At 42.1% G+C, this 11,849-nt stretch carries 13 protein-coding genes; 8 read left to right on the forward strand and 5 right to left on the reverse strand.

From position 1 onward, the window contains the following. Positions 1 to 3: 3 nt before the first annotated feature. Complete coding sequence (locus tag ABIC84_RS14380) at positions 4 to 1,314, reverse strand: DUF3472 domain-containing protein (protein WP_429263967.1); 1,311 nt, start codon at positions 1,312 to 1,314, stop codon at positions 4 to 6. Between the two features lie 434 nt (positions 1,315 to 1,748). Here ABIC84_RS14380 and ABIC84_RS14385 point away from each other — a divergent pair, with 434 nt between their 5' ends. From ABIC84_RS14385 to topB, 3 genes are all read left to right on the forward strand, one after another. After that, positions 1,749 to 2,774: a LacI family DNA-binding transcriptional regulator gene (locus ABIC84_RS14385; RefSeq protein WP_429263968.1), complete on the forward strand. Its 1,026-nt coding sequence runs from the start codon at positions 1,749 to 1,751 to the stop codon at positions 2,772 to 2,774. Positions 2,775 to 2,855: 81 nt separating this feature from the next. Further along, positions 2,856 to 3,941 carry a phosphotransferase enzyme family protein gene (locus tag ABIC84_RS14390; protein ID WP_429263969.1) on the forward strand — a complete coding sequence of 362 codons (1,086 nt, stop codon included), beginning with the start codon at positions 2,856 to 2,858 and terminating at the stop codon, positions 3,939 to 3,941. Between the two features lie 127 nt (positions 3,942 to 4,068). Next, on the forward strand, positions 4,069 to 5,928 hold the full coding sequence (topB, locus tag ABIC84_RS14395) for a DNA topoisomerase III (RefSeq protein WP_429263970.1): 1,860 nt from the start codon (positions 4,069 to 4,071) through the stop codon (positions 5,926 to 5,928). On the opposite strand, the gene ABIC84_RS14400 is transcribed toward topB, so the two are convergent. Further along, a complete protein-coding gene (locus ABIC84_RS14400) occupies positions 5,925 to 6,071 on the reverse strand; it encodes a hypothetical protein (RefSeq protein WP_429263971.1) in 147 nt (48 codons plus the stop codon). The two genes, topB and ABIC84_RS14400, sit on opposite strands and share 4 nt — an antisense overlap. Positions 6,072 to 6,077: 6 nt before the next feature. On the opposite strand from ABIC84_RS14400, the gene ABIC84_RS14405 reads away from it, so the two are divergent. Next, positions 6,078 to 6,689, forward strand: a complete 612-nt coding sequence (locus ABIC84_RS14405; protein WP_429263972.1) for a hypothetical protein — start codon at positions 6,078 to 6,080, stop codon at positions 6,687 to 6,689. Positions 6,690 to 6,755: 66 nt separating this feature from the next. On the opposite strand, the gene xth is transcribed toward ABIC84_RS14405, so the two are convergent. The 3 genes from xth to ABIC84_RS14420 all read right to left on the reverse strand — a co-directional run bounded on the left by xth (position 6,756) and on the right by ABIC84_RS14420 (position 8,897). After that, entirely contained in the window at positions 6,756 to 7,535 is a 780-nt protein-coding gene (gene xth, locus ABIC84_RS14410) for an exodeoxyribonuclease III (protein ID WP_429263973.1), read from the reverse strand. Between the two features lie 111 nt (positions 7,536 to 7,646). Next, a complete protein-coding gene (locus tag ABIC84_RS14415) occupies positions 7,647 to 7,838 on the reverse strand; it encodes a hypothetical protein (RefSeq protein WP_139159915.1) in 192 nt (63 codons plus the stop codon). Between the two features lie 42 nt (positions 7,839 to 7,880). Further along, positions 7,881 to 8,897 carry a hypothetical protein gene (locus ABIC84_RS14420; RefSeq protein ID WP_429263974.1) on the reverse strand — a complete coding sequence of 339 codons (1,017 nt, stop codon included), beginning with the start codon at positions 8,895 to 8,897 and terminating at the stop codon, positions 7,881 to 7,883. A gap of 183 nt (positions 8,898 to 9,080) precedes the next feature. Between ABIC84_RS14420 and ABIC84_RS14425 the strand changes: the two genes are divergently transcribed. From ABIC84_RS14425 to ABIC84_RS14440, 4 genes are read left to right on the forward strand one after another with little or no spacing between them, the layout of a single operon-like run. Beyond that, a complete protein-coding gene (locus ABIC84_RS14425; RefSeq protein WP_429263975.1) occupies positions 9,081 to 9,929 on the forward strand; it encodes an ATP-binding cassette domain-containing protein in 849 nt (282 codons plus the stop codon). Further along, complete coding sequence (locus ABIC84_RS14430) at positions 9,922 to 10,692, forward strand: hypothetical protein (protein WP_429263976.1); 771 nt, start codon at positions 9,922 to 9,924, stop codon at positions 10,690 to 10,692. The genes ABIC84_RS14425 and ABIC84_RS14430 overlap by 8 nt, the downstream gene beginning before the upstream one ends. A gap of 12 nt (positions 10,693 to 10,704) precedes the next feature. Continuing rightward, entirely contained in the window at positions 10,705 to 11,112 is a 408-nt protein-coding gene (locus ABIC84_RS14435; protein WP_090524712.1) for a GntR family transcriptional regulator, read from the forward strand. Then, positions 11,096 to 11,833, forward strand: a complete 738-nt coding sequence (locus tag ABIC84_RS14440) for a hypothetical protein (protein ID WP_429263977.1) — start codon at positions 11,096 to 11,098, stop codon at positions 11,831 to 11,833. Before ABIC84_RS14435 ends, ABIC84_RS14440 begins: the two co-directional genes overlap by 17 nt. Positions 11,834 to 11,849 lie beyond the last annotated feature (16 nt).

Below are 11,849 nucleotides of genomic sequence, written 5' to 3' on the forward strand. Positions count from 1 at the left end.
GGCTTATTTATTAGGGAGTTTTTCAAAATCAATTACAGGCTTTTGCTTTGTTGCGTTGCGATCGTACGGAGTTTTAAGCGGTACGTAATTGTTAAAGAAACCTCCGTTTTGAAGGAAGAACTTATCACCTTCTTTTCCTCCTCCATAATCCTTACGATAGTTGGCATTAGCTGTAGCATCGCCGGTATAAATAGCATGAGTAAGCTCTTGCCAGTTGTTTTCGCTGTCACCTATCCACTGGTTAGTAAAATAAGCCTTGCGGATCTTATCACCATTTTCGGGTTCAAAGTTCTCGACAAACGAATACAAATGCGTTAAGTAAGTAGCTTTTTGCGGGCGCGTGAAACTGGCTATTAAAAACCATTTATCAGCAGTAACATCTTTAAAGTATGCAGTATACGTAGTTGTATGTTTTGTATTATCAGGCTCGGCGCTAAGCAAAAAGGCGTAAGCTTGCCCGGCTTTCCAGGGGAAGCGCATATAGCTTTGTCCACCCGATCCCTCGTTACCAAATTCGCCGATATGTACATTACTGCCGCTTTTTACCAGTTTAATACGCATACTATCGGGGATATTTTTAGGGTCTTCGGTATTAAAAGGGCTCCATACAGAAAATAGTACGCGGCGTTCGGTTGCTGAATTTACCTGCATACCAAAATATCCTTCACCAAAACCATCGGCCATAAAGTATGAACCTATCACATCCTGCCCTTTGGGTACGATGATCTCGTTATAAAACCATTTTACCTTATTTTCTTTATCTGCCGCAACAGGATAACGCAAATGCACAGAAGGCCCCCTCCTGCCAAAATGGAATGAACTGCCTTTCGTAACATAAGCAATATCGTTATCCGGCTTTTGCAGGGTAACTACAAGGTCAGATACATCCGCATAAACAGCCCCGATTTTACTGATGCCTTTTAAACTTACTTTGAGATAGCCCGGGCCGGTAACATGCACCTTTCCAACACTTATGGTATCAAACGTGGTGTTGCTTAGTTTTTTAACGAACGTGTTTTTCCCTGTTGATAATTGTAATGTACTATTGCCTTGCGGAGCACGCGCTACCAGCGCAAGTTGAATATCCTGCGGAATGCTAAGTCTGAAATAAACATCAGCAGTTGATTTCGGGCTTTTCAAACCGATTAAACCTTCATCAGTAATAGTATCAGGCGCGCTTACCCAGGCATTGCCGCCAAGTGGGATAGTGTGACGCAATTTTGAAGTGTCAATATGTGCATTCTGTGCAATAGCAAACTTGCTGCTTACTACAATAAACAATAGCGAAAGGCAAATTATAATGGTTTTCTTCATTTTTGGATGATAACACGAGTATCGGTTCATAAATGTACTTGCATTAGTGCCTTTAATAAAGAAATAAATGTTTCTATTTCAACGCAAACGTTTGAAAAATGGCCACAATTATCCCATAACTGGCATTATTTGAAAAATCAGCATTTATCAAAAGTCTCGGTCATATTACTCCGGTTTTAAAAAGTACAGATAAATGTACTTGCTAACAGACTGTTTCAGTTAAAATATTTATCGCAGATAAGCACAACCAACTTTATATAAATAATAAAACCAATAATTAACTATGCAGCGCTGCAAACATTAAAATCACCGTTAAACTAAACTGGCTAACACCACAAAACCCAACGCAAACGTTTGCAATCAGGCACAAAACAGCTGTAATTTGATAATAATCGCTTAACTTTAACTATAAGAATAACGTTAGCCCACCATTAATGCAAACAAAGCCAACTACTATAAAAGAGATAGCGCAAATATTAGGTATCTCGGTGTCCACAGTTTCAAGGGCCTTGCATGACCACCCAAGCATAGGATTAACTACAAGGGCAAAAGTTAAAAAGCTGGCCGACGAGTTAAATTACGAGCCTAATCAAACAGCTATCTTTTTACAAAAGGGTAAAACGCATACGATAGGGGTAATTTTACCTGAACTTTCCGAAGCTTTTTTCTCTGCCGCCATCAGTGCTATTGAAGATACGGCTTATAAAAAGAATTACACGGTATTGTTAGCGCAATCACACGATGATGAGCAAAAAGAAAAGCAACTGGTTGAAAAAATGAAAAACCACCGGGTTGACGGACTGCTCGTATCTGTAGGAAAAAATACTTCCTCCTATCAGCATTTCGAAAACTTAAAGAAATACAATATCCCCGTGGTTTATTTCGACAGGATCCCGGCAATCCCTAATATCCATTATGTAGCCTGTAATATGGAAATAGGCACTATTGAAGCAGTAAGCTATCTGCTAAAAAAAGGTCACCGTGCAATAGGTATGATCAACGGGCCCCAAACCATGGTGGCTACCGGCGAACGCAAAGAAGGCTATATTAAAGCCATGACTAAAAACAGGCTTAAGTACGACCCTTCGCTTATCGTTTCGTGCGACTTGACTGAAGAGGGCACCAGAAAAGCATTGGATGAATTATTGGCCAGCAAACGCAAACCAACCGCGATAGTAACTTTTAACGATTATGTAGCGCTTTTTGCCATTAAATATGCCAGCAAATTAAACATCAGGATCAATAAAGATCTTGAGTTTGTAAGCTATGCCAATTTACCGCTCATCAATTATATGGAGAATATTCCGGCTGCTTCGGTTGAACAATTCCCTTATTTGCAAGGACAAAAAGCAACCGATATACTGATGGACCTGCTGCATCATCAGGACACCGAAAGCAACGAGCCAAGCGCCTTTTACAAGGTTATCATTGAATCGCAACTGGTTGAAAACAAAAAATAAATCCGAACAAAAAACACTCAAACGTTTGCGCATGGCTATCACTTTTCAATTAGCTATGTTTGATGAGTTAATACCCATAATATGTTTAATGATATCCTTATAAATTTTGGATTAAACGTTTCTAAATATGATATCCGGCCGTTTGGCTCGGGTTTGATAAACCATACGTATAAAATAAGTGGTGTTAACCAAGCATATATCCTTCAACAAATCAACAATTCGGTTTTTAAACATCCCGAGTATATCGACAACAACCTGGCGCTGATCAAACAATACCTCGATGAAACCAATCCCGGTTATCTTTTTGTAGCACCGTTAAAAAGCCAAACAGGAAAATCGATCATTCAAGCTGCCGACGGTAAATTTTACCGGCTGTTTCCCTTTATCGAAGGGTCGCATACGGTAAACTTTTTGCAGGATACCAAAGAAGCTTATAGTGCCGCGGTACAATTTGGCCGCTTTACCCGGCTGTTAGATCATTTTGATACCGGCAAACTTAAATATACGCTTACCGATTTCCATAACCTAAAATTACGATCGGAGCAATTTGAGCAGGCCCTGCAAACAGCGACCGAAGAAAAACTAAAACAGGCAGCCTGGGAAATAGAGCAAGCCCGCGGCTATATCGAAATTCTGCGCACCTACAACCAGTTTACCGCGAATAAGGAGATTAAGCTGCGTGTGATTCATCACGATACCAAAATAAACAATGTATTGTTTGATAAGGAGCAAAACGCGCTTTGTCTTGTTGACTTGGATACGGTGATGCCCGGCTATTACTTAAGTGATGTTGGCGATATGATGCGCACTTATCTTTCACCTGCTAATGAGGAGGAGAAAGATTTGGATAAGATCATCATCCGAACAGACTTTTTCAAGGCTATATATAAAGGATACATGAGCGAAATGGGAAGTATCCTTACCGAAGCCGAAAAGCAATATTTCATTTTTTCGGGTAAGCTGATGATCTACATGCAGGCTCTCCGTTTCTTAACCGACTTTTTAAATAATGACGTTTACTATGGTGCGCAATACGAAGGGCACAATTTGATCCGGGCAAAAAACCAGTTTAAATTACTTGAAGGCTACACCAACACAGAGCCGTTATTTAAGGAGATCATTGCAGGGGTTGATAAAGAATTGATGGCAACTACCAATGGTAGTTAACCTGTAGCTGGATATACCGTGGGTACAATGTTACCAACAAACCTTGCACAGCCCTTGCTAAATTCATACTTTCGAAGCCCATATTAGTAAGTACCGGTAAAAACCGGTGCAAGAGAGAGCAGGATTTATGAAAGTAATTATAGCCGAAAAACCATCTGTAGCCAGGGAAATTGCCAAAGTATTTGGGGCGACGACCAAAAAGGATGGCTATATAGAAGGCAAAGGTTTCACCTTTACCTGGGCTTTCGGTCACCTGCTGCAGCTTGCCGCCCCGCAGGAGTATGGTTATTACGGCTGGAGCGTTCAGCACCTGCCGATGCTGCCTCAAAAGTTTAAGCTCTCTATTCGTAAAGTAAAAACCAAGGATGGTTTGGTGGATGATCCATCAGTAAAAAAACAACTGGATACCATTCAAAAGCTATTTGATGAATCCACTGAGATCATTGTAGCAACGGATGCCGGGCGCGAAGGGGAACTCATCTTTCGCTATATTTACTATTACTTAAAATGCAAAAAGCCTTTTAAAAGGCTCTGGATCTCATCGCAAACTGATGAGGCTATCAAAGAGGGCTTCCGTAACCTGAAGCCCGGCAGCGATTATGATACACTGTTTAATTCGGCCCATTGCCGTTCCCAGTCGGACTGGCTGGTAGGTATGAACGCCACGCAGGCACTTAGTCTTTCATCGGGGATCCGTGGCGCGGTACTTTCCTTAGGCCGGGTGCAAACCCCCACCCTTGCCATGATCTGTTCTCGGTACCTGGAAAACAAAAACTTCGTACCCGAAACATTTTACCAGGTAAGCATTCACCCCGATAAAGACGGGCAGGTATTTAAAGCGATATCTGCCGAAAATTATAAAACAAAAGATGAAGCACAGGCCGTGCTTGACAAGGTACAGGATATTGAAGGCGGCTTTCCGCAGGGCGGTCATATTTTACAGGTAGAAGCAAAACCACGTAAAGAACCACCTCCTTTGCTGCACGACCTGAGCAGTCTGCAGCAGGAAGCCAACAAACGCAAAGGTTTCACCGCCGATCAAACCCTTACGATCCTCCAAAACCTGTACGAAAATAAACTGGTTACCTATCCCCGTACAGGTAGCCGCTACATAGGCGATGATGTTTTTGCAGGTGTACCTGCACTGATTGCAAAACTGGAGCAACACCCCCTTTTCGGCAAACAAGCCATTGCATTGGGCAGCGCTACGTTGAATAAGCGAAGTGTAAACGCTAAAAAAGTAACGGATCACCATGCCGTGCTTACCACCGGCGAAAACCCGCACCAGCTTTCGGCCGATCAGCAGGCTGTTTACGACATGGTGGCCGGCCGTATGCTGGAAGCATTTCACCAGGATTGCATTAAGGAGGTAACCAAAATTGTTGTACAATCGGGCGCTAAATTTAACGCCAGCGGAACGGTGATCCATACTGCCGGCTGGCGTTCCGTATTCAATGATAAGGAAGACGATAAAAAAGACGAAGAGAACGCAACGCTGCCTAAAGTGGTCCAGGGCGAAAATCTGCCAATTACAGCCAAAGTCCTGCTCGAAAAGCAAACCAAGCCCCGGCCGCTTTACAACGAAGCAACCCTGCTTAAAGCATTGGAGACTGCAGGCAAAGAGATTGACGACGAAGAGCTGCGTTATGCCATGAAAGACAGCGGTCTCGGTACCCCGGCAACAAGGGCAGCCATCATCGAAACCCTGCTTAAGCGTAATTACATTATCAGGGAAAAGAAAAACCTGGTACCCACAACTACCGGCATTGCCGTTTATGAAGTAGTAAAAAATCAGCAGATAGCCCAGGCCGAACTTACCGGAACATGGGAAAAACGTTTGGAAGAGATCCGCTCAGGAGCTTCGGTTACCGAATTCCAGAACGAGATCAAAACCTATACACGAGCTATCACTTCCGAATTACTGGCGCAGGGAAAATCATTAAAAATCCCGGCTATGGAAGCGGCCGGCAGCAAAGTTACAGCCTAAAGGATGGCGACATCAATAGCGCTATATAAGGATGACAGGGCCTTAACTGCAACTACTCCGGCGCCGGTTAAAACGTTAAGTGCCGATTTTACTTTGGTAACACGATAAATTTGATATTCGTCCGTATAAAAGCTTACATTCATTGCATTATGGATCTAACCACGCTTATTGTCATTACCATTATAGTTTTTATTATAGCATTTGCGGCTTTCAGGTTATTTGATGTTAAGAAGAAAAAGAAGAAACTTGAATTGGAGCGATCAGCAAGGATTTTACCACTTTATAAAAAGGCGGAAGCGTCTGCAGGTTTAACCGCCGAAGATGTTTTGCCCTTTGCCCAAAATCTGCTTACCCGCTACGACACCTTTTTGTATTTAAAAGAACTTGAGGAATTACACTTGTTCCCGGAGGCATACCTTACGCTTATTAAAGGAGCGGAAAGCTCACTGGCCCAATGGCTGGAGTTCCCTACCGAATTGGATGCCTGCCCCGACGAAATTGAACATATTAAACGGGTTACCATTGATTTTGACCGCAGAAAAAATTTCATCCATTACGAGGTGTTTAAATACCGTGTAAACCCACCCCACTGGGCTGCTAAAAACGGGTGGATGCTTGGCGTTGTCGGTCCGTTTTTTGACGATAGCAAACCTTATGATTTCCCGGGTGCTACTTTTAGCAGGATAAACAGTACTATTGATAAAGTAACTCCCGAAGAAGAGGCCAAATGGGTGCATGAAAACATTGGCATGCGGCGGTAGGCATAACAAGTTTTTGAACCCAGATTTACGAAGTTTTATAAACTTCGTAAATCTTCAATATCTAAATTAATCAACATCTTTCAATTCAATCCAAACAGGTGCATGATCACTTGTTTTTTCCCAACCCCGTACATCCCGGTTTACACCCGCAGCTACGAGTCGTTTTTCCAGGTGGGGACTCAGTAAAAAATGATCTATGCGTAAACCGGCGTTACGTCCATAGGCGTCGCGGAAATAGTCGAAAAAGGTATAAATCACTTCGGTAGGATAAATTTTGCGGATAGCATCCGTCCAGCCCTGTTCTACCAGTGTTTTAAAGGCTGCGCGTGTTTCAGGGCGAAAGAGCGCGTCATTTACCCAGCGCTCGGGTTTATAAACATCGAGCTCGGTAGGCATAACGTTATAATCGCCGGTTAATATAATCGGTTTATCAGCAGCAAGTAAACCGGCTGCGTGAATTTTAAGGCGTTCAAACCAACCCAATTTATAATCGAACTTGGGTCCGGGTGCAGGATTGCCGTTAGGCAGGTACAGGCAGCCAATGGTAATACCATCAACAAGTGCTTCAATATAACGGCTATGCTCATCTTCCGGATCGCCGGGAAGTGCGCGGCATACCTCTGTAATTTCCCTGTCTTTTGCCAGTATTGCAACGCCGTTCCAGCTTTTTTGGCCATGCCAGATGGCTTTATAACCTGCATCAAGTATGGCCTGCTCCGGAAAGTTTTCCTGTGGAGCTTTAAGTTCCTGCAAGCAGGCAACGTCAGGGGATGTTTCCTTTAACCAGCGGAGTAAAACAGGCAGGCGCCCATTTACACCATTTACGTTATACGTAGCTATTTTCATGATGCAATTTAAATAGTTTAGGTTATATCATGCATGTTCCAAAATATTAAAAGCACGGCCACCCATCGCAAGCAATTAGTTGCAATGATTCATGAGCGGTAAATTATTCCCTTACTTTTCAAACTCATCCGGGTCCACTTCAGGCTGGCTTGGCTCAGTATCGGGGATTTCATTCGGGATATTTTCCGGCGCTTCTTCGGGCATTTCCGGCTCTCCGGGGTCCGTAGGCTGCCTGATCTCCGGCCGCTCCGGGTTTACCGGCATTTCATCTGGCTCGTTTGGCATGGTTCTCTTCTTTGACATATCTTAATAACCACCAAGCCCGGGATAGGTTTTCCTAAATGACTATTTAAGGGCCATAATGTGCCTTGTTTCCTGCAAAAACTGGTCTATCTTTTTCGTGCTGGAAAAGCTTTTAATAACTAATGCTTTTTGCTTGTTAGATCCCGGTACCTGGAAATACATGTTAATATCGGTACCCGAGTAAACGAAATTATAGGTACGCCTGGTGATTTGAAAATTAATAAAATCGGCAAAGGCAAAAGTCTGATTACCGACACCAAGCGGATTGATCCTGCTTACAGTCTTGTTCGCCGTATCGAAAACTATTTTAGTAAAGTCGGAAAACACAAACGCTGCTCCCCCCAGCAAAAATCCCCCAATAACTAAAACCTTATGAAAAAGGTCCGAATCATGAGTCATAGATTGATTGATGAATTCATTTAAAGCAAGGGCTATCAAACATAAACCAATCAATAGCCCGCCAATCCACTTACGCTTAATTGCATAATAAGGCGGGTGGGTGTCATAAAATTTATAATCGGTAATAGCTGTATCGGCATAAGTGGGCTCAATGTAACCCGTCGAAAGGAATTGCATAATTACCGGGAACGCTTCCTGGGTTAAGGCAATTGCGTTCGCATCATCATTCTTTGTATAATTTGCCGATACTACAACCCCTTTTCCATATTTGTTTCTTTTTGGAAAAGCGCGATAATTATAGCCCCCCATGGTATTACGCACAACGCCTATGTTATCCAAATCGTCAAATTTTTCAGAACGAATATTAAGCCAACCAAAAAGTTTTTTACGCATTACCCGTGCACTGCTATCAAAAACCACTGATGTACGGCCAACTCCCCACAATATGCCAACAATAATCGTCAGCCCCAGGAACATGGTTATCATAAGCGATACGGATTGCGAGGGGTCGGGATAAAGTGTTTTACAAAAGAAAATGATAAATGCCGTAAATATTACCGCGAAACCAATGCTAAGTACATTATAAATACGATAAGGATACAATGTCACCCGCTCGCTTTCAATATTCCAGCGGGTTTGTGCAATTTTTTTTAGTGCCATAAAGGTTTAAATTTAGTATCCATTAAACAAGCCTTTCTTAGCAAGGTTTTAACTATGAGGTAATATTTCCAACCTGACTAAACCTTATTGCAATACGCTGTCATGATCCCATTAGAAAACCTCTTGCATTTTAAGAATGTTTAATTACATTTGCAGTGTACTACCACACTAATACACTAAACCATGATTCAAATACATAATTTGAATTTCAGTTACAACAGCAAAAAGCCGTTGTTTAAAAATCTAAACCTTTCATTAAAGGCTGGTCATATCTACGGCTTGCTGGGGAAAAACGGAGCAGGGAAATCAACCCTGCTGAAAAATATCGCCGGCCTCGCTTTTCCGCAATCGGGCCATTGCCTTATTAAGGGAACAAAAAGCTCAAAGCGCTTGGTATCCACCCTGCAAGACCTTTACTTTATTGCCGAAGAAGTTTACGTACCGGCATTAACTCCCGGCCAGTTTTTAGCCCGGACAGCTGGCTTTTACCCTGCCTTCAGCATTACCGACTTTTACAGTTATCTGAAAATATTGGATATTGACCCGGATCTGTTAATGACCAGAATGTCATACGGGCAGCAAAAAAAGATGATCATCGCTTTCGGGCTGGCTACCAATACCAGTGTACTGATACTTGATGAGCCCACCAACGGGCTTGATATCCCTTCAAAGGTCCAGTTCAGAAAATTGATCGCATCGGTTTTAAATGAAGAGCGCTGCATCATTATTTCAACCCACCAGGTAAGGGATTTGGACAGCCTCATTGATACCGTGTTGATTTTGGATGACCACCGCATCGTGATTGAGAATACGGTAGACGAGCTTACCGAAAAACTGTTTTTCAGCGTGTTTAAAGATCTTACCGGGATGAATGTATTGTATGAAGAAGATACCCTTATGGGTAAGTATGCCATTGTACAAAACACGGCAGGTAAATACGGTAAAATGGACCTTGAATTATTATTTAATGCCGCAACAACCAACAGCAGCAAATTATTAAACGTACTAAAACCAACTGCAACTCATGAATAACTACTTCATTTTTAAACGCTTTGGCCTGTTATTTATGAAACACACTGTAGAGCATTACCGCACTTATCTAATGTCGGCAGCGGTTTTGGCAGGGGTGTTTTTGCTTGGCGGTTCGTTTATATTTTATATGATCCCCGGGCCGGTAGACGCCGGTTTTCAAATGGCCATATTTGGAGTGCTGATTTTGATAGCAGGGCCATTATTTACAAGCACCATCTTTACCGACCTTGGCGATAAACGCAGGGCAATTCCGGTACTAACCTTACCTGCTTCACAATTTGAAAAGTTTATGGTTGGCTGGGTTTATTCATATATAATATTTATGCTGGTTTATACCGGGATCTTTTACCTGGTGTTATCCATACTGCTTAACCTGAAGCATTGGCCGGGGCATCATCCCGAAATGCTTTCCCTTTTGCAGGATAAATCGTTATTAGTAATAATTATTTTTTCACTGCTGCATGCCATTACCTTGTATGGCGCCATCAGTTTTGAGAAACTGCATTTTATTAAAATAGGGTTTAGCTTTTTTATTTTTTATGCATTACTGATCCTGGCTGATACATTATTTCTAAGACTGATTATTGGCAGGAAAATTTACCCGGCCACGCCTTTTGCATTCCTCAATTTTCCGGAGGGTACAAACTTTTATTCTATCGGTTTAAATGAGCAGCAATCGGCCTGGGTTTTTATTGTAATGCCTGTTGTAGTGATCCTATTTTGGATTGCGGCATACTTTAAACTAAAGGAGAAACAGGCTTAATAAAAGACGATAATGGAATTTAAAGATAACGAAGCGATATACCTCCAGATAGCGGCTTTTGTAAGCGACCAGATCCTGATGGGTAAATGGCCCGCCGGGCAAAAGATACCGTCGGTACGTGATATGGCCGTTGAGCTTGAGGTAAACCCGAATACGGTCATGCGATCATACGAGTTTTTACAGGGACTTGAAATTATTTATAACAAACGGGGCCTCGGCTTATTTGTGGCCGAAGACGGTTTTGATAAAGTAAAAGCTTATCGTAAAGAAAACTTTGTGCGCCAAAACCTGCCCGAACTTTTTAAAAACATGTACCTGTTAGGTATTTCGATAGATGAGATCAGTCTTCAATACCAAAACTTCCAGGCACAGCAAAAAGAAGAACTAAACCAGGCAAACAACGATGAAAACAAGCAATAAATTTTTACTTACGGCAATATTACTACTGGTAATTTCGGTAGGAATCTACGATTTTCAGCTGAAAGCCGAATACCTGAAAGGTGATTATAAAAACCCCTACAAGGGTTTTGTGACCTTAAATTTCAGGGATTTTAAAGTCATTGAGCTTGGCTCGTCAACAGCTATTAATATCATGCTGGTAAAAGGTCCCTTCAAAGTACTTGCCGACCCAGACGCTATGGAGTTTATGAAAACTGAACAACGCCACGACTCCCTTTTTATCCGCGCTGCGTTTAAGGATAATTTTCATAATGTGCACTCACAAAACGTTCTGTACATATCTCTACCGCGATTGGAGGGCTTTTATGCCGATGCAAAGTATAAAGCCGGCGAAGGTCAAATTACGGATACGACAGCCGCAGAAGACTTTAAATGGCGTCCAACTACTATCAGTGGTTTCAGCGGGAATAAACTCAATGTTACCCTGGACCATGCATCTACCATATTATTAAAAAACAACAAGTTCAATATTTTAAACGCCACTACCGGAATTAGTAATGGCAGTGCTTCAAATTTATCTATTGAAACAGGCAACCAATTCGGTAAAACCAATCTCGATATCCGGAACAAAAGCCGCTTATGGATCAAGGATGATAGCCTCAGCAACATAACTTATAAACTTGCCGACAGCGCTAAACTAATCCTGAACGGAAATACAAGGATGATCCGCAACAATAAATGACCAAAACTTAGCAAAT

This window comes from Mucilaginibacter sp. 3215, assembly GCF_050433785.1.
In the GTDB taxonomy this organism is placed as follows: Bacteria; Bacteroidota; Bacteroidia; order Sphingobacteriales; family Sphingobacteriaceae; genus Mucilaginibacter.